The organism is Romboutsia sp. CE17 (assembly GCF_012317385.1).
GTDB lineage: Bacteria > Bacillota > Clostridia > Peptostreptococcales > Peptostreptococcaceae > Romboutsia_E.
Genome location: NZ_CP051144.1, coordinates 2,518,131 through 2,543,344 on the forward strand (window position 1 = coordinate 2,518,131; position 25,214 = coordinate 2,543,344).

At 32.7% G+C, this 25,214-nt stretch carries 18 protein-coding genes, 3 rRNA genes, 1 pseudogene and 1 riboswitch; of the genes and pseudogenes, 4 read left to right on the forward strand and 18 right to left on the reverse strand.

Translation table 11 applies throughout. From position 1 onward, the window contains the following. Positions 1-2: 2 nt before the first annotated feature. The 12 genes from cbiB to HF520_RS12070 form a co-directional block, all read right to left on the reverse strand. Positions 3-953 carry an adenosylcobinamide-phosphate synthase CbiB gene (cbiB, locus tag HF520_RS12015; RefSeq protein ID WP_168574252.1) on the reverse strand — a complete coding sequence of 317 codons (951 nt, stop codon included), beginning with the start codon at positions 951-953 and terminating at the stop codon, positions 3-5. A gap of 1 nt (position 954) precedes the next feature. Beyond that, positions 955-2,319 carry a cobyrinate a,c-diamide synthase gene (locus HF520_RS12020; protein WP_168574253.1) on the reverse strand — a complete coding sequence of 455 codons (1,365 nt, stop codon included), beginning with the start codon at positions 2,317-2,319 and terminating at the stop codon, positions 955-957. A gap of 28 nt (positions 2,320-2,347) precedes the next feature. Beyond that, positions 2,348-3,865 (reverse strand): cobyric acid synthase, encoded by a 1,518-nt coding sequence (locus HF520_RS12025; protein ID WP_168574254.1) that lies wholly within the window; start codon positions 3,863-3,865, stop codon positions 2,348-2,350. A 144-nt stretch (positions 3,866-4,009) separates the two neighbouring features. Further along, positions 4,010-4,195: riboswitch (cobalamin riboswitch) on the reverse strand. A gap of 41 nt (positions 4,196-4,236) precedes the next feature. Continuing rightward, positions 4,237-4,845 (reverse strand): histidine phosphatase family protein, encoded by a 609-nt coding sequence (locus HF520_RS12030; protein ID WP_168574255.1) that lies wholly within the window; start codon positions 4,843-4,845, stop codon positions 4,237-4,239. A gap of 20 nt (positions 4,846-4,865) precedes the next feature. Further along, complete coding sequence (gene cobS, locus HF520_RS12035; RefSeq protein ID WP_168574256.1) at positions 4,866-5,639, reverse strand: adenosylcobinamide-GDP ribazoletransferase; 774 nt, start codon at positions 5,637-5,639, stop codon at positions 4,866-4,868. Positions 5,640-5,641: 2 nt separating this feature from the next. Further along, entirely contained in the window at positions 5,642-6,202 is a 561-nt protein-coding gene (gene cobU / locus HF520_RS12040) for a bifunctional adenosylcobinamide kinase/adenosylcobinamide-phosphate guanylyltransferase (protein ID WP_168574257.1), read from the reverse strand. 21 nt (positions 6,203-6,223) lie between these two features. After that, a complete protein-coding gene (gene cobT, locus HF520_RS12045; RefSeq protein ID WP_207711002.1) occupies positions 6,224-7,291 on the reverse strand; it encodes a nicotinate-nucleotide--dimethylbenzimidazole phosphoribosyltransferase in 1,068 nt (355 codons plus the stop codon). 219 nt (positions 7,292-7,510) lie between these two features. After that, positions 7,511-8,806 (reverse strand): glutamate-1-semialdehyde 2,1-aminomutase, encoded by a 1,296-nt coding sequence (gene hemL / locus HF520_RS12050; RefSeq protein ID WP_168574258.1) that lies wholly within the window; start codon positions 8,804-8,806, stop codon positions 7,511-7,513. Positions 8,807-8,824: 18 nt separating this feature from the next. Beyond that, the gene (gene hemA, locus HF520_RS12055) at positions 8,825-10,060 is read right to left on the reverse strand and encodes a glutamyl-tRNA reductase (RefSeq protein ID WP_168574259.1); all 1,236 of its coding nucleotides are present in this window, start codon (positions 10,058-10,060) and stop codon (positions 8,825-8,827) included. A gap of 108 nt (positions 10,061-10,168) precedes the next feature. Next, positions 10,169-10,285 (reverse strand): 5S ribosomal RNA (gene rrf, locus HF520_RS12060). 84 nt (positions 10,286-10,369) lie between these two features. Beyond that, positions 10,370-13,271: ribosomal RNA gene (locus HF520_RS12065) — 23S ribosomal RNA — on the reverse strand. Positions 13,272-13,528: 257 nt separating this feature from the next. Then, a 16S ribosomal RNA gene (locus HF520_RS12070) occupies positions 13,529-15,029 on the reverse strand. Together the 16S, 23S and 5S rRNA genes form the textbook arrangement of a ribosomal RNA operon. A gap of 525 nt (positions 15,030-15,554) precedes the next feature. On the opposite strand from HF520_RS12070, the gene trhA reads away from it, so the two are divergent. Continuing rightward, positions 15,555-16,202: a PAQR family membrane homeostasis protein TrhA gene (gene trhA / locus HF520_RS12075; protein WP_168574260.1), complete on the forward strand. Its 648-nt coding sequence runs from the start codon at positions 15,555-15,557 to the stop codon at positions 16,200-16,202. A 195-nt stretch (positions 16,203-16,397) separates the two neighbouring features. Here the strand turns inward: trhA and HF520_RS12080 are convergent, their stop codons facing one another. The 4 genes and pseudogenes from HF520_RS12080 to HF520_RS12090 all read right to left on the reverse strand — a co-directional run bounded on the left by HF520_RS12080 (position 16,398) and on the right by HF520_RS12090 (position 20,928). Then, on the reverse strand, positions 16,398-17,639 hold the full coding sequence (locus HF520_RS12080; protein ID WP_168574261.1) for an IS256 family transposase: 1,242 nt from the start codon (positions 17,637-17,639) through the stop codon (positions 16,398-16,400). A gap of 219 nt (positions 17,640-17,858) precedes the next feature. Then, positions 17,859-20,222 (reverse strand): heavy metal translocating P-type ATPase, encoded by a 2,364-nt coding sequence (locus HF520_RS12085; protein WP_243155242.1) that lies wholly within the window; start codon positions 20,220-20,222, stop codon positions 17,859-17,861. 210 nt (positions 20,223-20,432) lie between these two features. After that, positions 20,433-20,546: pseudogene (locus HF520_RS15505) on the reverse strand (heavy-metal-associated domain-containing protein); the annotation flags it as partial. A gap of 10 nt (positions 20,547-20,556) precedes the next feature. Next, positions 20,557-20,928: an ArsR/SmtB family transcription factor gene (locus HF520_RS12090; protein ID WP_168574263.1), complete on the reverse strand. Its 372-nt coding sequence runs from the start codon at positions 20,926-20,928 to the stop codon at positions 20,557-20,559. A 197-nt stretch (positions 20,929-21,125) separates the two neighbouring features. Between HF520_RS12090 and HF520_RS12095 the strand changes: the two genes are divergently transcribed. Next, on the forward strand, positions 21,126-21,683 hold the full coding sequence (locus HF520_RS12095) for a hypothetical protein (RefSeq protein WP_168574264.1): 558 nt from the start codon (positions 21,126-21,128) through the stop codon (positions 21,681-21,683). A 160-nt stretch (positions 21,684-21,843) separates the two neighbouring features. Here HF520_RS12095 and HF520_RS12100 read toward each other — a convergent pair whose 3' ends face one another. Beyond that, positions 21,844-22,926: a hypothetical protein gene (locus HF520_RS12100; protein WP_168574265.1), complete on the reverse strand. Its 1,083-nt coding sequence runs from the start codon at positions 22,924-22,926 to the stop codon at positions 21,844-21,846. A gap of 195 nt (positions 22,927-23,121) precedes the next feature. Between HF520_RS12100 and HF520_RS12105 the strand changes: the two genes are divergently transcribed. Together HF520_RS12105 and HF520_RS12110 are read left to right on the forward strand one after the other, a co-directional pair. Then, entirely contained in the window at positions 23,122-23,850 is a 729-nt protein-coding gene (locus HF520_RS12105; RefSeq protein ID WP_168574266.1) for an HAD family hydrolase, read from the forward strand. Between the two features lie 51 nt (positions 23,851-23,901). Beyond that, positions 23,902-24,669: a hypothetical protein gene (locus HF520_RS12110; RefSeq protein ID WP_168574267.1), complete on the forward strand. Its 768-nt coding sequence runs from the start codon at positions 23,902-23,904 to the stop codon at positions 24,667-24,669. A 23-nt stretch (positions 24,670-24,692) separates the two neighbouring features. Here the strand turns inward: HF520_RS12110 and HF520_RS12115 are convergent, their stop codons facing one another. Next, positions 24,693-25,205 (reverse strand): hypothetical protein, encoded by a 513-nt coding sequence (locus HF520_RS12115; RefSeq protein ID WP_168574268.1) that lies wholly within the window; start codon positions 25,203-25,205, stop codon positions 24,693-24,695. Between the last annotated feature and the right edge of the window lie 9 nt (positions 25,206-25,214).

Sequence of the window (25,214 nt, forward strand, 5' to 3'; positions counted from 1 at the left end):
CATCACCTCACACATAATACATATATTAATGTAAATACTATCATTGAAGTTATCGATGTAGCATACATTATCCTATTAGTTCTGATTATGTCTTCACTTTCTATTTCTCTATCTTTATCTCCAATAGTTGGCTTATAGACGGGCTTACCAAAGTATATATTCGTCCCACCTAATTGAATACCTAACGATCCTGCTACTGCACCTTCTGGATATGCACAGTTAGGGCTTTTATGATTTTTTCTATCCCTTATTGCTATTTTTGCACATTTTTTATAGTCATAACCTAATACTAAACTTCCTATATATATTAATAATACTGATATTCTAGCTGGTATATAGTTTGCTATATCATCTATTTTTGCGCATGCAAAACCTAAGTATAGGTACTTCTCATTCTTATATCCAACAGTAGAATCTAAAGTATTTATTGCCTTGTATGCCATCGCTAATGGTGCACCACCTATAAATGCATAAAACATAGGAGCAATAATCCCATCTACAGTATTTTCTGCAACAGTTTCCACAGTAGCTCTTATTATTTCTGATTCACTTAAGCTTTCTGTATCTCTTCCAACTATGTATGAAAGTTGAATTCTTGATTGTTTTAAATCTCCAGTTTTAAGAACCCTATATATTTTCATAGCTTCATCCTTTAAGCATTTTGTTGCTAAAGTTGTGTAAATGATAAATGAATTTACAAACACAAATACATATGGATTAAAACTAACAAGTTTAATTATTAAGTAGGTAATTAAGTAAGTTGGTATTACAGTAAAAAACCATAACACAAAACCACCTATCTTAAGTTGCTTATCAGTCGTAGCAACTCTTCTAATTTTCTTTTCTATATATCTTATAAGATTTCCTATAAACCTTACTGGATGTGGAAAATAATAAGGATCTCCTACTATTAAATCCGTTATATACCCAATATAAATAGATAATATATTCATATTACTTACTACCTCTATTTAAAAAGTTTTCTATACAATCTAAATTATTGTAAAAATGTGTGTGAAGATATGTAGCTAGTGTGTTTTTTTTGCTATATCCGCCTTCCCATTCATCAATAATCTTATTATCTTTTTCTTTTCTCATTATATAAGCACAAGGTTCGCTACTTTCAAATATCGAATGATGGAACTCATGTCCTTTTATAATTTGTCCTTTTTTAGCTAAAATTGTATCTTCCTTTGCTTCACCAAAGCAATAACCAAATCTCTTTAAAGATGCCGTCATCTTACTAGTCCCTTCAAATATTCCTACCATTTTATAGTTATTTTCATCTTTATCTAGCATGTTTTCGCCTAGATACATAAGTCCTCCGCATTCTGCGTATATAGGAATATTTCTTTCATGAGCTTTTATTATAGATTCTCTCATAGATTGGTTATTATCTAACTCTTTACAAAATATTTCTGGGAATCCTCCACCGATATATATATAATCAGCTTCTGGAACTTCTTTATCTTCCATAGGACTAAAGTACTTAATTTCTAAACCTAATTTTTCTAGTAGCTCTATATTTTCTCTATAATAGAAGTTAAATGCTTTATCATAAGCTATTGCTATGGATTTATTTTCTATTTTATTTTTTTCTATAAAGCTATCTAAACTAAAGCTACTTTCTATTTCTTCACTTTGTGATATTTCTATTATTCTATCTACATTTATGTACTTTTCAATTTCCTCAGCTAAATTATTAAACTTAAGCTTTAGTGAATCTATTTCTACACTAGGTATAAGTCCTAGATGTCTTGATTCTAATGAGAACTCTTTATTTGGTGGAAAATACCCTAAAACTTCAACCTTAGCATAAGTTTCTATAGCTTCTTTAAGTATTTCATAATGCCCTTTAGATTTAACATTATTTACTATAACTCCACCTATATTGACATTTTCATCTAGCATTTTATATCCAAGTACCATAGCAGCTGCCGATGCTGCCATTGCTTTTGCATTTATAACTAAAATTATAGGTGTTTTTAAAAGCTTCGAAGCATAAGAGCTTGTACAACTATCTAAATCTATTCCTAATCCATCATATAAACCCATAACACCTTCAACTACTGATATATCGGCATCTTTTGATGCTTCATTTACTATATATTTGATTTTTTCATCATCTAACATATATGAATCTAGGTTTCTAGAGTGCCTTCCTGTTATAAATGTATGATAAGATGGATCAATATAATCAGGACCTACCTTGTATGGTTGAACTTTCATGTTTCTTTTTGTAAGTGCTTGCATTATTCCCAGGGAAATTGTTGTTTTTCCAACTCCACTGTTAGTTCCCGCAATTAAAATTTTTTTCATTTATTTCACCTAACCATTATTTTATTTTCTACTCATTCATTATTTCGTATATTTTGTCTATATCTAAATGTTCTCTTAAGAAATCAGCTAACTTATCATATTCTTTTTCCTTAAATTCTTTATATGAACTTACCTTACTTTCAATTTTCTCTAAGTTTTTCATTTCTCTAATATTATTAAGTAAGCTTCTAGTAAAATCTATCTCGTCAAAAATTCCATGTAAGTATGTTCCAAATACATTTCCTTCTGAATTTACACTACCTTCAGTGTAATTTACAACTTCGCCTAACTTTTTATATATATTATCTAAATCACTTATCTCATTACTTCTATTAGTAACGCCCATGTGTATTTCATATCCACTAACTTTTTTACCTCCTAAGTTTTTTAGATATCCATTTAATCCTTCACAAATAGTTGCTTCTACTTGTGTTGTTGTTTTTTCTCTTTCAAATATAGTTTCCGTATCTAAAAGACCAATTCCATCATATTCTTCTATTTCACCTTCTACATGATAAGGATCTTTTAATTTTTTACCTAGCATTTGGTATCCTCCACAAATACCAATTATTAGTTTTCCTTTTTTATGTAAAGCTTTTATTTGCTCTTCTAAACCATTTTCTCTAATGAACTTTAAGTCGTCTATTGTACTCTTACTTCCAGGTATTATTACTATATCTGGGTTCCCTAAAGATTCTTTGTAATCAACATATCTAACACTTACATCTTCTTGAGTTTCAAATATATGAAAATCTGTAAAGTTAGACATATGAGGTGTTCTTACTATCTCAATATGAACATCTCTTATTCCTACAGATTTTTTAAACCTTGTAGTTACGCTATCTTCATCTTCTATTTTTATATCATTATAAGGAACTACTCCTAAGACTGGAACTTTTATAATATCTTCTAACATTTTAACTCCATCTCCTAAAAGTTCTCTTCGCCCTCTAAATTTATTTATGATTACACCTTTTACTCTTTTTCTTTCCTCATCATTTAGTAAAAGCATAGTTCCTGCAAGAGATGCAAATACTCCACCTCTGTCTATATCTCCGACTATTATTACAGGAGCATCGGCAATGTGTGCCATCCCCATATTGGAAATATCTCTTTCTTTCAAGTTAATTTCGGCACAGCTACCTGCACCTTCCATAACTGTTATATCGTATTTATTATTAAGTTCATCAAAAGTATCTTTTAGTACATCCATCAGTTCTAGTTTATAGTCATGATACTCCGTTGATGACATATTTCCTACAACTTTTCCTCTTACAATAACTTGGCTTTTATGGTTTCCAGATGGCTTTAATAGTATTGGATTCATGTCAGCTATTGGCTCTATTCCTGAAGCTTCTGCTTGAGAAACCTGAGCTCGACCCATTTCTAGGCCTTCTTTTGTTATAAAAGAATTCAAAGCCATATTTTGAGACTTAAAAGGAACAACCGTATAACCATCTTGTTTAAATATCCTACATAAACCCGTTACTATTGTACTTTTACCTACATTTGATGCAGTTCCTTGTAACATTATTTTTTTGCCCACTATACCACTTCCTCTTTTCTTATAATTTAAACTCGGGCTATAAGAAACTATTTTTCTAAATATTAAAAAAAGTCCGAATTTTATAGTTTTCGGACCTTTTTATTTACACAATATATTAAATAAAAACTTCACCCCGAAGACTCTATTATAAAATTAACTTAGGCAGGTCTCCTGGCTTAACTTCATCCTACTCCTACTCCTTCCCATCAAATATGACAGTGGTTTATAATAGTTTCGTCGGTTTCACAGTAGCGGGGGCTGCAAAGGAATTTACCTTTTTCCCTTTTAATCTTAATTTAACAAATAAGAACCTAATTAATCTTATATTCAATTTTAATTCTTTAAAAATTAGCTTAGCTTAAATAATTTTGTCAGCTATTTAAAAAGCTAGTATTATTCATATTATTTATTACAGCAAATCCATTGTCTATCTCTAAAGTAGTAACCGAGCAGTTGTCTATTCTAAAGTTCCAATGGTAATTATACGAATTTGATATTAAATAAGTTAAAATATTTCTTATAGTTCCTCCATGAGAACAAATAAGAATATTTTTATTATCATTGTTATTAACTATATCTTTAATTTCTTTTACTACTCTATTATAAGAGTCTACTAAACTTTCACCATTTGGATATCTATAATTATATCCTTCATCTATCATCTTCTGAAATTCATCAGGATATCTATCCTTTATTTCATTAAAGTCTAATCCTTCGAAATCACCAAAGCTGATTTCTTTTAAAGTATCTTTTTCTATTATCTCCATATTTCTTTCTTGTGCTATTTCTTCTACAGTATACTTTGTTCTCGAAGATGTTGTTGTATAAATTTTATCTATTTTTTCTAATTGCAAAAATTTATTTAAATCTTTTATTTGTTTTTTACCTTCTTCACTCAGTATACTGTCTATATGTCCAGATAACTTACACCCTTTGTTATCTTCAGTAATAGCATGTCTTACTAATATTAATTTTAGCATAATCTCTCCTTATTTTAAGACTAAACTACAAAGGTTAACGCTATATATATGTATATTAAATATATAAGCTCCGATAATTCTATACTACAACCTAATATATCCCCAGTTACTCCCTCTATTTTCTTATAAACGTGATTTTTAAATATAACATTATATAAGAAAACTATTGGTACAGAAATTAATATGCTTATTAATACTAAATTTGTTGAAGCAAATATAAATTTTGATATTAATCCTAACATAACTAGTGAATATAGTGTAGCACCTGAAAACATTCCTAATGAACATTTTCCTATAAATAAATTTCCTAATCCATTTTTTCTAGGAGTAACAGTTTTATAAGTTAAAACTAAAACACCAAGTCTACCTAAAATAGGCATAAACATTACAATCCATAAGAAACCTTTATTTATAATACTGTATATAAACCCTATTTTAAATAGTAATAAAAATATTACTGCTAAAAGCGAATTAGTTCCAAGTCTTGAATCTTTCATTATTTCTAACATTTTTTCTTTATCTCTATAACTATACAAAGCATCAAAAGTATCACCTAAACCATCTAAGTGTAATCCACCAGTAAGAATTACTGCACTTAATGTAATTATCAATGAACTTATAAATGGGTCAAATATTTTTAATGCTATTGTTCCAATTAAAAATTCTAACACTCCAAGTACTAATCCTACTAAAGGAAAGTAAGTTAAAGTTTTATGAAATTCTTTATCAAAGCCAGTATTTATATTTATGGGAATTCTAGTCATAAATTGTAGTATTGAAATAAATCTTTTCATAGCTATCCCTTTATCTTCATAGGTATACCACTTACTACAAAGTGAACTTCATCACTTCTTGAGGCTATAAGTTGATTTATTCTACCTACAATATCAGAGTAGATTCTACTAAGCTTGTTTCCTGGAACAACTCCCATTCCAATTTCGTTTGTAACCATTACAAAATATAAATCTGTTGCTTTTACTTCATCTAATAGTTTATTTACTTGGTCTTTTATGTATAATTCTAAAGCATTTATTTCTTCTTGATTTGCATTATCTACATTAATATCAGAGTTGAACATTAAATTATTAACTAATAATGTCACACAGTCTAATATTACAGTTTCATGTTCCTTGCTTATTTCTTGGATTATAGAATATATATTCTTATAAATCTCATAAGTTTTCCACTCTGAAGGTCTACTGTTTTTGTGTTTTTTTACTCTAGCTTTCATCTCATCATCAAAAGGTATTGATGTTGCTATATAAGCTGTTTTATTATTTCTATCTTTGCATAGTGATTCTGCAAAGCTGCTTTTTCCTGATCTTGCACCACCGGTAACTAGAATAATCTTACTCATACTAATTCTCCTTAATTCTACTTATCTTCCTAACATATCAATTTCATCATATGTAACCATATTTTTATATGTAAAATTGCAAGCTTCTATTATATTAAATGCAAGTGCTGCTCCGCTTCCTTCACCTAATCTCATATCCATATTTAAAACTGGGCTTAATTTGATTATTTCTAAAGCTTTTTGAGTTCCTGGCTCTGCTGATAGATGTGAACCTATCATATAATCTCTAGTAATTGGATTTATTACATATGCAAGTAATGCCGCTGCATAAGATATGAATCCATCTATAACTACTGGAGTTTTATTCGCACTACACCCTAAGATTACTCCTGCCATCGCACCTATTTCAAATCCACCTACTTTAGCTAGTATATCTATACCATCTTTAGGATTTGGCTGATTTAATTTTATCGAATTTCTTATTACATCTGCTTTATGCTTTAATCTTTCTTTTTTCAATCCAGCACCTATTCCAGTTATTTCTTGAGGGTCACATTCACCTATTACAGATATTATTGCTGTACTTGGTGTAGTATTACAAATTCCCATTTCTCCAATACCTACAACAGTATATCCTTCTTCTATGGATTTTTGGGCCATCTCTATACCTATTTCTAAGCATCTTATCGCCTCTTCTCTACTCATAGCCGGTCCTTTTGCCATATTCGAAGTACACTTTCTTATTTTATAATCCAGTACACCCTCCATTTTTTCATCTGTATTTATACCAACATCAACTGCAACTACATCAGCACCAACAAACTTTGCTATAGTTCCTACACCACATTTTCCATTAGCAAAGTTAGGAAACTGAAGTTTCGTTATCTCTTGTGGATCTGGAGCTACACCTTCTTCATAAACACCATGATCTGCGCCAAAAGCTATGATGACTTTTTTTGATGTATCATAGAATTTGCTTCTATAAATTCCCGCAAGCTGTACACATATGTCTTCCATTTTACCTAAGCTCCCTTGAGGCTTTGCTTGTCTATCTAGTCTATGTCTCGCTGCTTTTATAGATTCCTCATCTAGCGGTGCTATATTTTTTAAGGTTTCCTCTAGCATTGATGTACTTTCCAATATACTCATCTTATTGTTCACTCCTTATATGGTATTATTACAAAATTTAACCTAGCCAAAAGGCTAGGTTTTTTAACAGCTTTATTTTGCCTAGTCTGATTTTCAACATAAGATGATATTTTCTTATAAAATACTTTAACCTAATGTAAATATTCTTCATTATAATTATATATCCTCTTAAATGATTTCAAAACTAAGTTAAAAATTTTATTTTATACATTTATTTTTCTATAAATTGTGTGATACCTTTAATGCTTCATAGTTAGCTTTTATAGTATTTTCTATATCTTCATCTGTATGAGCGTTTGATAAGAACATAGCTTCATATTGGCTTGGTCCAACAAGTATTCCTCTTTCTAATAATTCTTTAAAGTATAAGTTGAACTTTTCTATATCACATTTTTTAGCATCATCATAACTTTCTACAGGCCCTTTTGTAAAGAATAAGCATACTAAAGAACCAGCTCTATTTACTGTATAATCTAAGCCTAATTTTTTTAAGTTAGCTTTTATACCATCTTCTAAATTCTTAGCTTTTCTTTCTAACTCAGTGTAAATTTGAGGATTATCCCTTAATATCTCTAAATTCTTTTTACCCATATACATTGCTAGTGGATTCCCTGATAAAGTACCTGCTTGATATACAGGACCTACAGGAGAAACTACATCCATTATTTCTTTTTTACCACCATAAGCGCCAACTGGAAGACCTGCTCCTATTATCTTACCGAAGCATACCATATCTGGATTTACACCAAAGTAATCTGGTGAACTATTATAGCTTATTCTAAATCCTGTTATAACCTCATCAAAAATTAAAACTGCACCATATTCTGTACATAATTCTCTAAGAAGTTCTATGAACTCTTGCTTACCTTTAACTAATCCCATATTTCCAGAGATCGTTTCTACTATTACTGCAGCAATTTCATTTCCTTGTTCTTTAAATACTCTTCTTAAATCATCTAAATCATTATACTTAGCTACTAAGGTATGCTTTACAACATCATCAGGAACACCTGGACTTGTTGGTACTCCATAAGTTAAAGTACCAGAGCCTGATTGAACTAATAATGCATCTGAGTGACCATGATAGCATCCTTCAAACTTTAGTATCTTATTTCTTCCAGTATATCCTCTAGCTACCCTTAAAGCACTCATTGTTGCTTCTGTTCCAGAATTAACCATTCTAACTTGATCTATTGCTGGATATGCATCAACTATTATCTTTGCCATCTCAACCTCTATTTCTGTTGGAACACCAAAGCTAGTGCCTCTTCTTACAACTTCTTCTATACCTTCTGTTAATTCCTTTGGTGAATGTCCTAACATAAGTGGACCCCAAGAACATATATAATCAATATACTCATTTCCATCTACATCATATATTTTACTTCCATGAGCATGGTCTACAAATATTGGGCTAAGTCCAACTGATTTAAATGCTCTAACTGGACTATTTACTCCACCTGGTATATATTCTACTGCTTCTTCGTATAATTTAACTGATTTTTCATGCTTCATTTGCATATCCTCCCATGATTAAATTTCAAATAATTCCTCTATCAATTTTATGTATTCTTCCCTCTTACCTTTGTCTTTTACTTGTTTTAAGTTAAGTATAGGTTCTCTAACAAGTCTTTTTAAAGCAGATGCTATCATCTTATCTATAAGTTTTTTATCCTTTGAATTAAGATCCACTTTTCTATAAATGTAATCTAAAGTATCTTCTCTTATTTCAGAACATCTTTCATTTAAAGATTTAATCGTTGGATCTATATCAGCTATATCTAACCAATCCATAAATTCTGTAATCTTATCATTTATAGTATGCTTACCTATCTCTGCTAGTTCATGTCTTTTACTATCGTTTTTATCATGTATTATTTTTAAATCATCTATATCATAAACTTCTATGTTTTCAAATTCATTTATTTTAGGGTCTATATCTCTTGGAAGGGCAATATCCATCATATATATTTTATGATCTATTTTCGGCATGTCTTCTGATTTTAAAACTGTATGTGGTGAAGCCGTTGCACTTATAACAATATCAACTTTTTTAAGAATTTCGTGTCTATCTTCATAATTTATAATATTAACATTTTCAAAATCATCTTCTATATTACCGCATTTTCCATGACTTCTATTTGCTAAATATATAGTTCCTATTTTTTCTTCTCTTAAATGAGTCATAGCTAATTTGCTCATCTTACCGAATCCAACTACTAAAGCATCTTTACCTTCTAATGTATTCAATTTTTCTTTTAATAACTTAATTCCAATATAACTTATTGATAATGGTTGTTGGGATATTTTTGTAGTGCTTTTTATTTCCTTAGCTGTAGTAACTGCTTCTCTAAATAGCTTGTTGAATACCTTTTTACTCGCACCTAATTTCATTGAAAATTCGTGAGCATCTTTTACTTGACCTAAAATTTGGTCCTCTCCTAAAACTATTGAATCTAGTCCTGAAGTAACTTCAAAGAGATGATTTATCGCTTGTTTGCCTGATTTAGAAAATAAATATGATTTTATATCTTCCTCATTAAAGTAATCTTTATAAAAGTCTTCTACTACATTAATTTTTTCTTCTATATTAGTAGCTCTAATATAGATTTCACTTCTGTTACATGTTGATAATATCACAATTTCGCTAATATCCTTATCCAATAATGTATTTATAGCCTCTATCTTTCTTGTGTCAGTAAATGATACTTTTTCCCTAATACTTATTGGAGCTAAATTATGATTTACACCTATAACTCCTATATCCATAGCCGACCTCCACATAATATCTTAATTTATATTCCCTATTATTAGTATACATCAAATTAAGTTTATTTGTAAATTTTTACATATGTCTTGTATAAATAAAAAAAGATTACGTGGCTACGTCTTACTCTCCCAGGAGGTTGCCCCCCAAGTACCATCAGCGCTAAAGAGCTTAACTTCTGTGTTCGGAATGGGAACAGGTGTATCCTCTTTGCTATAGTAACCACATAATCTTTCGATTAACTTATTATTAAGTTATTTAGAGTTAATACTCTGAAAACTGCATATCATTTAGATTTTATCATTTAAATTGTGGTCAAGTCCTCGACCTATTAGTATCGATAAGCTAAATACATTACTGCACTTACACCTTCGACCTATCAACCAGGTAGTCTTCCTGGGGTCTTACCCTTACGGTGGGAAATCTTATCTTGAAGTCGGCTTCGCGCTTAGATGCTTTCAGCGCTTATCCATTCCGCACTTAGCTACCCAGCTATGCCCTTGGCAGAACAACTGGTACACCAGAGGTGCGTCCATCCCGGTCCTCTCGTACTAAGGACAGGTCTCCTCAAATTTCCTACGCCTGCGACGGATAGGGACCGAACTGTCTCACGACGTTCTGAACCCAGCTCGCGTACCACTTTAATGGGCGAACAGCCCAACCCTTGGGACCTACTACAGCCCCAGGATGTGATGAGCCGACATCGAGGTGCCAAACCTCCCCGTCGATGTGGACTCTTGGGGGAGATAAGCCTGTTATCCCCAGGGTAGCTTTTATCCGTTGAGCGATGGCCCTTCCATGCGGAACCACCGGATCACTAAGTCCGACTTTCGTCCTTGCTCGACCTGTATGTCTTGCAATCAAGCTCTCTTGTGCCTTTACACTCTACGTACGATTTCCGACCGTACTGAGAGAACCTTTGAGCGCCTCCGTTACTTTTTGGGAGGCGACCGCCCCAGTCAAACTGCCCACCTGACAGTGTCCCAAGACCAGATTCATGGCCTATGGTTAGAGTCCCAGTACTACAAGGGTGGTATCCCAAGGGTGACTCCACGCAAACTGGCGTTCACGCTTCATAGTCTCCCACCTATCCTGTACATGTAGTACCAAGACCCAATGTCAAGCTACAGTAAAGCTCCATGGGGTCTTTCCGTCCTGTCGCAGGTAACCGGCATCTTCACCGGTATTACAATTTCACCCAGTCTGTTGTTGAGACAGTGCCCAAATCGTTACGCCTTTCGTGCGGGTCGGAACTTACCCGACAAGGAATTTCGCTACCTTAGGACCGTTATAGTTACGGCCGCCGTTTACTGGGGCTTAAGTTCACTGCTTCGATTGCTCTAACAGATCCCCTTAACCTTCCAGCACCGGGCAGGCGTCAGCTCCTATACATCGTCTTGCGACTTAGCAGAAACCTGTGTTTTTGGTAAACAGTCGCTTGGGCCTATTCTCTGCGGCCTGCAAATGCAGGCACCCCTTCTCCCGAAGTTACGGGGTCATTTTGCCGAGTTCCTTAACAACAGTTCTCTGGCTGGCCTTAGGATACTCTCCTCACCCACCTGTGTCGGTTTGCGGTACAGGCACCTTTAACCTCGATAGAGACTTTTCTCGACAGTGTGAAATCAGCTACTTCGCTACTAAATTTCGCTCCGCATCACATCCTAGCATTATTCCTACGGATTTGCCTATAGGAACTGCCTCAATGCTTGCCCGTACATAACCAACAGTACGGTTAGCTTATCCTACTGTGTCATCCCATCTCTCAAACGGTTATTGGTGGTACAGGAATATCAACCTGTTGTCCATCACCTACGCCTTTCGGCCTCGGCTTAGGTCCTGACTAACCCAGGGCGGACGAACCTTCCCCTGGAAACCTTGGGTTTACGGCCTGTGGGATTCTCACCCACATCTCGCTACTCATGCCAACATTCTCACTCGTATACTGTCCACATGTCCTTACGGTCATGCTTCAACCTGCATACGAAGCTCCCCTACCCATCATAATGATGCCGTAGCTTCGGTAGTACGTTTTAGCCCCGGAAATTTTCGGCGCAGGATCACTCGACCAGTGAGCTATTACGCACTCTTTAAATGAGTGGCTGCTTCTAAGCCAACATCCTGGTTGTCTGTGCAATCCCACATCCTTTACCACTTAACGTACATTTAGGGACCTTAGCTGACGATCTGGGCTGTTGCCCTCTTGACTATGAATCTTATCACCCACAGTCTGACTCCCAAGTATAAGAATACGGCATTCGGAGTTTGATAGTCTTCGGTAAGTGCAATACCCCCTAGGACATTCAGTGCTCTACCTCCGCTTCTCTCAACCTTGAGGCTAGCCCTAAAGCTATTTCGGGGAGAACCAGCTATCTCCGGGCTCGATTGGAATTTCACCGCTATCCACAAGTCATCCCCGAGCTTTTCAACGCTCGTGGGTTCGGTCCTCCACGAAATTTTACTTTCGCTTCAACCTGCTCATGGATAGGTCGCCCGGTTTCGGGTCTACGCCAAGTAACTTAAATCGCCCATTTAAGACTCGCTTTCGCTACGGCTCCACACCTTAAGTGCTTAACCTTGCTACTTAACGTAACTCGTTGGCCCGTTCTACAAAAAGTACGCGGTCACACAAGAAATGTGCTCCCACAGCTTGTAAGTACAGGGTTTCAGGTTCTATTTCACTCCCCTCCCGGGGTTCTTTTCACCTTTCCCTCACGGTACTATGCGCTATCGGTCACTAGGTAGTATTTAGGCTTGGAGGATGGTCCCTCCTGCTTCCCACAGGGTTTCACGTGTCCCGTGGTACTCTGGATCATGTCTAAAGTCTTCTCGTTTCAGCTACAGGGCTATTACCTTTTATAGCGGAGCTTTCCAACTCTCTTCACTTACGATACCTCTTCGTTAATGACATGTCCGCAACCCCAACGAAGTAAACTTCATTGGTTTGGCCTGTTCCGCGTTCGCTCGCCGCTACTTACGGAATCGATTTTTCTTTCTCTTCCTCCAGGTACTTAGATGTTTCAGTTCCCCGGGTTCCCCTCGCTAAGCTATGTATTCACTTAACGATACTTAGACATTACTCTAAGTGAGTTTCCTCATTCGGAAATCTTCGGATCAAAGTTTACGTGCAACTCCCCGAAGCTTATCGCAGCTTATCACGTCCTTCATCGGCTCCTAGTGCCAAGGCATCCGCCCTGCACCCTTAATAACTTGACCAGTTATTAAAATGCTTCGCCAATGTCTTTACCTTCATATTCATTCAGGTAAATCCCATTGCTCAAAGTTTGTAATTTTAAAGACTTGTCTTGTCTATTTATAATTAAATGATGTCATATCACTAAATGTTATGCAGTTTTCAAAGTACTAACGTACATCGCCAACGTCTATTCTCTCTGAGAATATCCCGTTGCTCAAAGTACTAACAATTTTGAGGAATGAACCCTCAAAATTAAACAGTAGGCAATTCTCCTTAGAAAGGAGGTGATCCAGCCGCACCTTCCGATACGGCTACCTTGTTACGACTTCACCCCAGTTATTGGTTTCACCTTCGACGGCCGCTTCCAAAAGGTTAGCTAACCGGCTTCGGGCGCCCCCAACTCCCATGGTGTGACGGGCGGTGTGTACAAGACCCGGGAACGCATTCACCGCAGCATTCTGATCTGCGATTACTAGTAACTCCAGCTTCATGTAGGCGAGTTTCAGCCTACAATCCGAACTGAGAATGGCTTTAAGGGATTAGCTCCGCCTCACGACTTGGCTGCCCTCTGTACCACCCATTGTAGCACGTGTGTAGCCCTAAGCATAAGGGGCATGATGATTTGACGTCATCCCCACCTTCCTCCAGGTTATCCCTGGCAGTCCCTCTAGAGTGCCCAACTTAATGCTGGCAACTAAAGGCAAGGGTTGCGCTCGTTGCGGGACTTAACCCAACATCTCACGACACGAGCTGACGACAACCATGCACCACCTGTCACTTCTGTCCCCGAAGGGAAATCTCCGATTAGGGAGAGGTCAAAAGGATGTCAAGCTTAGGTAAGGTTCTTCGCGTTGCTTCGAATTAAACCACATGCTCCGCTACTTGTGCGGGTCCCCGTCAATTCCTTTGAGTTTCACTCTTGCGAGCGTACTTCCCAGGCGGAGTACTTAATGCGTTAGCTGCGCCACCGAAGGGGGTAACCTCCGACAGCTAGTACTCATCGTTTACGGCGTGGACTACCAGGGTATCTAATCCTGTTTGCTCCCCACGCTTTCGTGCCTCAGTGTCAGTTACAGTCCAGAGAGCCGCCTTCGCAACTGGTGTTCCTCCTAATATCTACGCATTTCACCGCTACACTAGGAATTCCACTCTCCTCTCCTGCACTCAAGTTTCCCAGTTTCAAAGGCTTACTACGGTTGAGCCGTAGCCTTTCACCTCTGACTTAAGAAACCACCTACGCACCCTTTACGCCCAGTAATTCCGGATAACGCTAGCCCCCTACGTATTACCGCGGCTGCTGGCACGTAGTTAGCCGGGGCTTCCTCCTCAAGTACCGTCATTATCTTCCTTGAGGACAGAGCTTTACGACCCGAAGGCCTTCATCGCTCACGCGGCGTTGCTGCATCAGGCTTTCGCCCATTGTGCAATATTCCCCACTGCTGCCTCCCGTAGGAGTTTGGACCGTGTCTCAGTTCCAATGTGGCCGATCACCCTCTCAGGTCGGCTACTGATCGTCGCCTTGGTAAGCCGTTACCTTACCAACTAGCTAATCAGACGCGGGTCCATCCTATACCGCCGGAGCTTTGATAAGAAATCCATGCGAATCTCTTATGTCATCTCGTATTAGCGTACCTTTCGGTACGTTATCCGTGTGTATAGGGCAGGTTACCCACGCGTTACTCACCCGTCCGCCGCTCACCCCGAAGGGTTCGCTCGACTTGCATGTGTTAGGCACGCCGCCAGCGTTCATCCTGAGCCAGGATCAAACTCTCAAAAAAAATTTGTTTCCTTTGCTCAGACTAATCATTATCTGAATATCTGGCTTGGTTGTTTGTGTTTAATTCTTATAAAAGAATTTAAGTTATATAAATTAACCTACTGTTTAATTTTCAAAGTTCATTTTCTCGACTTACTTATCTTACCAGGTTGTTACCCCTTAGTCAAGACTTTCTTTCGTTTTATTTTTCGTCTGTATCTCTCGGACAAGTAATACTTTACCACTATATTTCAAACCGGTCAATACCTTTTTTAATTTTTTTCATATCTTTTTATATTAATAATGTAAAACACATATACAATTCAGTTATATGCTCATTATACAGAATACACCATTTTACTATTTTTTAATTCTTAACCACCTTAGTTTGATATTCAAAACTTTTCAATAAATTAACTAGAATCTTTAATTTTATAGAGTATAATAGTACTATAATTATATTATTGGAATTATTTTACTTATTCATAGAAATATAAAGTAAAGTATTTCAATTTAAAACTAACATTTCAATTCGGAGGTTATATTTATGGGAAAATATGTTAGAGAGGCTGTTAATGGAATTACCCATTTAATAGGCGCTATTTTAGCATTCGCCGGATTACTAGCTTTAGTTATAAAAACTACAATAAAAGATCCTTCAGTAATGTCATTATCTGCAGTAATTATTTTCGGAATAAGCTTAATTCTTTTGTATTCAGCTTCTGCTACTTATCACTTAACTATAGCAGGAGACGATAGAATTAAATTTTTAAGAAAAATAGATCATTCAATGATCTTCATATTAATAGCAGGTTCTTATGCTCCATTTTGTCTGATATCTTTAAAAGGAATTGAAGGTTTTATTCTTTTTGGAATATTACTCTTTATAGCTATATTAGGAGTATGTTTTAAGCTAATTTGGTTTAACTGCCCTAGATGGATTTCTACATTAATTTATGTAGCAATGGGATGGATGGCTATATTTGTAATAAAACCACTATATCATTCTTTATCTATTGATGGACTAATATTGTTAGTTGCCGGAGGACTTGCTTATACAGTCGGAGCTGTTATATACGGACTTAAACCTAGTTTTTTAAAATTTAAAAACTTTGAGTATCATGAAATTTTCCACTTATTCATTATGTTAGGTAGTATACTTCATTTTATATGTGTATATGTATATGTTATATAATTAATGAATAAAATTATTGAGAATGTCTATAGATTTGTGTAAATAAGATTTTTTATAATTTATATTACTGGAAATTTCAAATTCCAGTAATATTTTTTTATTTTTGAGAAATACTAATACTGGAATTCTTTACACAATTATTATGTGTTTAATTTAGTTATTTATACACTAAATTTTCCATAATTTCAAAAAAATTTATATTGTGTAAGAGTTAGGTATCCTTTCTCCAAACATAATTGTAAGCTGTCCTAAAGTAGACGCCCAATTTTGGTTTGGAGAGGTCCATTTCTCCATAATTTTCATGGTAGATAAATATAGTGATTTTCTTAGTGACTCATCTGTTGGAAATACAGTTCTTACCTTAGTATATTTTCTTAACTGTCTATTAAATCCCTCAAGAGCATTTGTAGTATAAATAATTCTTCTAATTTCATGTGGATATTCAAAATACGTATTCAGATTACTCCAGTTATTGTACCATGAATCTATTACAACAGAATATTTTGAATACCATTTCTCCTTAAGAATATCTAAATTTTTAAGTGCTGTTTCTTCGTTAAATGCCCTATAAACACTTTTTAAATCTTTCATAAACTCTCTCTGATCTTTTGATGCTATATATTTAAGAGAGTTTCTAATTTGATGAACTATACAAGTTTGAATACTTACATCTGGATATACAGTTTTAATTGCTTCAGGTAGACCTTTTAAACCATCCATACATGCAATTAAAATATCATCTACGCCTCTATTTTTCAAATCATTACAAACTGATAGCCAAAATTTTGCGCCTTCTGATTCACCAATCCAAATACCTAATATATCTTTTTTTCCTTTCATATCTAAAGCCATACATATATATGCTGCCTTTGAAACTATTTTATTATCATCTCTTACTTTAAAATGCATAGCATCCATATATACGATTGGGTATATTTCATCAAGTTCTCTGCTTTGCCATTCGGCGGCAGCCTCTACAACCTTATCTGTTATCTTAGATATCATTGCAGGAGACACATCAATGCCATATAGTTCTTCCATTTCAGATTGGATATCTCTTACACTCATACCACAGGCATAAAGACCTATTATTTTTTTATCTAGTTCATTACATACAGTTTCATACTTTTTAACAATCTTCGGTTCAAATTGTGCTTTTCTATCTCTTGGTATATCTAGGCCAACTTCACCAAAACTACTTTCAATAGTCTTAGAACTATATCCATTCCTATAGTTTGGATTAGCTTCATTACTTCTTTCATGCCTTTCTCTTCCCAGATGTTCTTCCATTTCTGCTTCTAGCAATTGTTGGATAATATCTTTGAACAGCTTTTGCATTAATCCATTTTTACCAACTACATCTTCCATGGTTTTACATTTTCTTACTTCAGCTTGGTAGTCTAAATCTGGAATAATTATTTCTCTTTGATCTTTCATTTCTTTACCTCCAAAAGTTTAATATGAATATTATTCCAAACTTACCAATTTTACATTCAAAAAAGACTGTAGGTAAGTTTGTATTTACACAAAACTACCTACAGTCCCAAATTATTACATAAATTTTATCTAATGATATTAAAATTAATTATTTATACACAAAAGCCTATAGCTTAGAATCTAAATTTAGATCCCTCGCCATAGGCTTAATTTTTATACTTATCTAAGAATTCTCATAGCGTTTAGTACTGCGATTAATGCAACTCCTACATCAGCAAATATGGCTTCCCACATAGTTGCCATACCTCCTGCACCTAAAACCATAACCACAATCTTAACTCCAAGAGCAAAAATTATATTTTGCCATACAATTTTGTTAGTCTTTTTAGATATTTCTATAGCTTTGTAAATTTTATTAGGTTCATCAGTCATAAGAACTACATCAGCAGCTTCTATAGCTGCATCTGAACCTAAACATCCCATTGCTATACCAACATCCACACGAGCTAAAACTGGAGCATCGTTTATTCCATCTCCTACAAATGCTACCTTTTCTTTTTCATTTCTACCTTCATATATTTCTTCAACTTTTTCTACCTTTTCATTTGGAAGTAAACTTGAGTATACCTTATCTATTCCCAAATCAGTTGCAACCTTATTTGCTACTTCTTTATTATCACCAGTTAACATTATAACTTCCTTAATTCCAACATGTTTTAAGTTCGTTATAGCTTCTTTACTATCTTCTTTAACTTCATCAGATATAACCACATATCCTCTATATATTCCATTTACTGCAATATATACAACAGTACCAACCTCTTTAGCTTTAGAATATAATATATTATTAGCTTTCATCAATTTTTCATTACCAGCTAAAATCATTTTATCATTATATTGTACTCTTATACCATGAGCAGCTATTTCTTCATAGTTTTCTATATTTTCTAAGTTAATTGTTTTTCCATAATATTTCAGTATAGATTTTGCTATAGGATGATTTGAATTAGCTTCTGCTATAGATGCATATTCTATTAATTCTTCCTTTGAAATATTCACAGGATTTATATTAGTTACATTGAATACACCTTTTGTTAATGTACCAGTTTTATCAAATACTACAGTATCTACATCTTTTAAGATTTCTAAATAGTTACTTCCCTTTATCAATATACCTTTCTTAGATGCATGACCTATTCCACTAAAGAAACTTAAAGGTATAGATAAAACTAATGCACAAGGACAAGATACCACTAAGAATATTAAACCTCTGTATAGCCATTCGCTAAACTGTTCTCCTGATATTAGTAAAGGAGGAACTAATGCTATTATAGCTGCTAATGAAACTACTATTGGAGTATAGTATCTTGAAAACTTAGAAATAAAGTTTTCAGTTTTTGATTTTTTACTACTTGCATTTTCAACTAAGTCTAAAATTTTAGAAACAGTTGATTCACCATAAGCCTTTGTTACTTTCACAGTTAATAAAGAATTCTTATTTATAAAACCAGATAAAATATCATCACCTATAGATGTTTCTCTTAAAACAGATTCACCTGTTATAGCAGATGTATCTACCATAGATGTACCTTCGATTATAACTCCATCTAAAGGAACTTTTTCACCGGGTTTTATTACTATAATATCTCCAATTTCCACATCTTCTGGAGAAACTATTTTTAATTCATTATTTACTTTTAAATTAGCACTATCAGGTCTTATATTCATAAGAGATGCAATAGACTTTCTTGATTTACCTACAGCTATATCTTGTAAATACTCTCCTAATTGATAAAATAACATAACTGCCACAGCTTCTTCTATTTCACCTATAGCTAAGGCTCCTATTGTAGCAATTGCCATTAAGAAATTTTCATCAAAAAGTCTACCTTTAGTCATATTCTTAACTGCTTTTAAGATAACTCCCCCACCTACTACTATATAAGATGCTATTAGTAGTAAATTCATAATTTGACTTTCTATACCTTTACTGCTTTGATATATTGCTACTGCATATATAGCAAATCCTAAAACTAGTTTTATCAAATCTTTTTTAGATGAATCTTTTTCTTTATTTTCTATAGAATTTTTTTCTAATTTTTCATTTTCTATAACTTTTATATCTAGTCCAGGTTCTGTGTTATCTATTATATCTATTATTTTACTAATAACATCTCTAACACTTTGACCCTGTTTTATAACTACTGTTAACTTCTTATTTATGAAGTTTAAGTCAGCAGTTTCTATTTCATTTAAATCATTCACTTTATTATTTATAACTTCTGCACAGTGTGCACAATTTAATCCACCTAATAAAATTTCTTTTTTTATACCTTGCTTAGATTGATTTTTAACTTGTATATCTAATCCAGGTTCTGTATTATTTATTATATCTATAGTCTTATTTATTATTTCATCTTCTTTATTTTTATCTTCTATATTTAAAGTCAGTTTCTTATTTACAAAGTTAAGATTAGAAGATTCTATTCCATCCAATTTACTCACTTTATCATTTATAGTTTCTGCACAATGTGCACAATTTAATCCACCTAATAAAATTTCAACTTTTGAAGATGTTATCATTTTTTTAGTTTCTATGTTGTTAGTATTTTTATTAATCTTTCTTCCTCTACTTCTTTGTTTATTCTTAGTTTCTACTGTATTACATTCAACACTTATATTAATACCTGGCTCTACAGAATTTATTATATCAACAACCTTTGAAATAATTTCATTTTCATTATATATATCTAATATATCTATAATTAGCTTTCTATTTTCAAAATCTAGACTACAGGATTCTACCCCCTCTAATTCTGATATAGTTTTGCTTATTGCTTTAGCACAGTCAGAACACTCTAATCCACCTAATAAAATACTACTTCTTAATAAACTGCAATCTCCCATTTTATCCCTCCTAACGTCTATACGTTTCTTGAATATGATTTAAACCACAATCAAATATTTGATTTATATGACTATCATCCAACGAGTAAAAAACTGTTTTTCCTTCTTTTCTAAATTTAACTAACCTAGCTTGTTTTAATACTCTAAGTTGATGCGATATTGCTGAATGAGTCATATTTAAAAGATCTGCTATGTCACAAACACACATTTCATTAGAAAATAGTGCATATATTATCTTTATTCTAGTTGTATCACCAAATACTTTAAATAATTCAGCTAAGTCATAAAGCATCTCTTCTTTAGGCATTTTATTTTTAGTTTCTTTTACTATATCTTCATGTATGTCATTGCATTCACATGCAGTAAATTCATTCTCTATCATTTTATTCCTCCTCTTATTATAATATATGAATAATTATTCATATATTACATTGTATGCTATATGTCCAAGTTTTGCAACGCTAATTATAACTTTTTGCATCATTAATTTTATACGCATATTAAACTTTCAAATAAATATATATTATTAGAGACCAAATTTATATATTTATTTAGTTTTGCTAGGAAGGAGAATAGTATATGAATTATAATATGTTTTTAAATACACAAAGTGAAAGAATTGACCCTAATTATATATACCCTAGACCTTATATAGACCCTATGGTATACATGAATCCTTACATGACATATGGACAGTTTGCAGGATATCAAGCAAATCCTACAATAAACGGATATGTTACTTATACTAACCCATACGCAGAAAATCCATTAAATCCAGATTTATCACAAATTGACAATGACTCAATATACCCTACAATAGAAGATATAAATTATAGCGATGTAAGTGCTTTTGCTGATAATAATATGTCTAACTATCCAAACATGAATATACCTAATATGCAAGGTGTTCCTGGTATGGGTATGCCTAATATGCAAGGAATGCCAGGAACAAATATGCCTAATATGCAAAGTATGCCTATATACCCTGGTATGTTCCCCGGCATGTTTCCAATGCCTAATATGATGTATCCTGGTATGTTTCCTGGCATGTTCCCAATGCCTAATATGATGTATCCTGGTATGTTCCCTGGTATGCCTCAGATAAATATGGAAGAATTTGACGAAGAAGAAATGTAAATTTTTATAATTTTTATGTTATAAAATTCATTTAGATTGTTCATACTATTTAATGTATTCCTCATAATATTCCCCCAATATTATAAATACAAGGAGTTTTCTCTTATATGCAGATTTCTCCAAAAAACGGTGAGCTATATAGCTCACCGTTTTTTTTATTCTAACTCAAGAAATCTTCAAAATTATTTGACCCCGACTCCGCAAAGTCAAAAAGTGCATTTTCTTCAAAGAAGTACTCATCTTTTATAGTTAAATACTCCTTATAGTTGTTTTGTAACATCTTATTTATATATGCTCTATTTCTATCACTATACGTTCCTACAAAAAACTCATTCCCCATTTGATAGTATACAGCTTTAATATCATTATTTATAACATAAACCTCTTCTTTAACATGATCATTATTAAAATTAAATCTAGTTAATAATATACCTTCTTCCATATCAGTTTTTAAAACAAAAGGATTATCTGAATAAAACTTTTCTAAAAATTCATCTTTATTACCCACATCGTATACAGAAACAAACTCTTCTTTAGAGATTTCATCAAATACTTCAAAATCAAATACGCCTTCTCTTTCAGAAACTACCATAGAACTTATTTTAAATTTATCATTTTCTTTTACTATATTAAAAGCGATTTTACATACATAATATCCATCTTCATCTTCGTATAAAGCCTCGCTTACAAATTTATTACTACTTTTCTTAGTTACAGTATTTTTTAAAAGTGTTCCATTAATACTAGTTATATGCATTTTAGAAATTTCTTCGCTTCTTGAGAAATATCTTAGGCATTCTCTATCCCATCCTATAAATCTCATTGTCATATAGTTTATAAATTCAACTTCTTCTTTTATATCTTTGCATATTATAGGATATAAATCTTCTATTGTTAAACTGGACTCATAGTTATTTATTATATTAATATAATCTTTAACTTCTCCAGGTAACTCTTTTTCCCACTCTATAGTCTTTCTGCCAAAATGCTGTATTAAAAACATGGCTTGATCTTCCGATATAGTTATAACTTCTGAACCTAACCCCCCCATAAGCCTTTGTTCTTCCTTATAAGCTTCTTCCTTCGTAGGATTTATCAAACTAACATAATCAGCTATGCCCAATCCTTCTGCATCTAGCAAAAAATATTGATATATATTATTACCACCGTCACTATAACTTACTAAAAGTCCCATACTTCCCATAAGCCTAGAATTAGTTACTTTTGCAAAATTATATTTCATTAAATCACATCCTTATGTATATAATTAATAAATAGAATATAAACTATTTATAATAGAGTTTAATTAGTTACTAGTTTATCATAATAAATATAAATAGTATTATATATAAATATTTTTAATTTATTACCTATAAGTTTTACAACAAATAAGGTTTTTATAATATAATAAAATAAATGGTTAATCGAGGTGATGTTAATGAACAATATAGCAGCTTTTTTTGATATAGACGGAACTCTTTATAGAGACTCTCTTATGGTTGAACATTTTAAGAAGCTAATAAAGTATGATATTATAGACCAAAAAGCTTGGTTTGAACATGCAAGAGATACTTTCATGAACTGGGATAAAAGACAAGGAAACTATGATGATTATTTAGATGAAATTTGTGATTTATATGTGGAATCTATAATAGGTCTAGATAAAACTTGTATAGATTTCACAAGCGACCAAGTGATAAAGCTAAAGTCAGATAGAGTTTATAAGTATACTCGCTCAAGAATTAAATGGCATTTAGATAATGGTCATAAAGTTATATTTATATCAGGTAGCCCTAATTTTTTAGTTGAAAAAATGGCTGAAAAATATGATGTAACAGACTTTGCTGGTAGCAACTATGTATTTGAAAATGATATTTTTAGTGGGATTGTAATCCCTATGTGGGATTCAGTAAGTAAAAATACTGCAATAGATAATTTTGTAGAAAAACACAATATAGATTTGTCTAAATCTTATGCTTACGGAGATACTAATGGTGACATAAACATGTTAAGAAGAGTTGGAAATCCAGTTGCAATAAATCCAACTAAAGAGCTTCTAAGCAAGATAGTTAATGATAAAAATCTATGCGATATAACTCAAGTAATAGTAGAGAGAAAAGATATAGTCTATTCTCTAAAGCCAAGTGTAGATATGTTAGATATATAGGGATGAGACTTTCTCATTCCCTTTTATCCTTAAGGAGGTAGAAATATTTTAATGAGTAATAACAATATAGTTACTTCAGAAGAACTTAATGAAGCTATTGATAGTTTAAGTAAAAATCTATATCTCGAATCACCTGATTTATGGATAGATTTTTCTGACAAAATGGGGGACAATAATTTTGATGAGATGGTTCTTTTCTTTGCCATTAAGTATAATTATCCAGCTATAGTTAAACACGCAATAGAAAGTCATTTAATAAAATTAGATTCTCCTTCTAGAAATAAAACTTTCAAATCAATCAAAGATCATTTATTGAGTGTGGCTGATCAATATAAAAATGTCCAAATACATAATATACTTACAGGAAAAAAAGAAGAGCTACAGAAAGAAGAATCATCAAACTCAACTCATGATTTAATTTCTAATGGCGATAACTCTTATATACCTAAGTTTATATGCCCACACTGTAACTCAAATATATTTAAAAGTGGATATATAGTTTCCGAAGAGGTTACATATAAATATTCAAAAGACAATAATAAAACAATACCTATAAGTAGTAAAACACTAGATAATGTAACTTGTGATAATTGTAAAAATACTTTAAAAGAAATTAATAATGATTTTTTACAAAAGCTAAGTTCTGTTCAAAACTGTATATCTTGTGGATTAGATTTAACAAGTACAGGTATCGTAGATAAAATAAAAATGATCTATGATAAAGATTTAAGTAAATTTTTACCTAATAAAACTTCTTATCATTGTAGTAATTGTGACCAAGAAATTAATGATTATCAAAAAGAACATTTTAATTTGTAAATTAAAGGATACCCTTAAAATATCTATCTATTTTTAGGGGTATCCTTTTTTATTTTAATTATTTTTTTTATTTTATAATCATAATAATCTATAAAACGAGAATACATATAGTCATATATTATAAACACTAGTTCAAAACATATTATTGATATTAAATTTATAGGAATATATACAAATTCCTTCATTAATATATACAATATTAAAACTGTAACATTAGCAAATAACAACTTAAGTATATATTCTACAAATATAGGTCTATCTTTTTCAATCATATATTTAATTAGCCCATATATACCAAATGTAAAAATATATATTAACCATTGAATTTTACTATTCATTATTATAAATCCTAATGCTACGGATGCTAAATAATAAGTTAACCCGCTTATAGGACCCCATTCAACTATAACTATGGATATAATAAATGATGCCAAACCTAAAAGAAATAGGGTATTTATAGGAATAACATTTATAAGTATCAACAATATAGCATTTAAAGATAATAACATACCTCCATAAGCTATTTTCTTACTCATACATCCCTC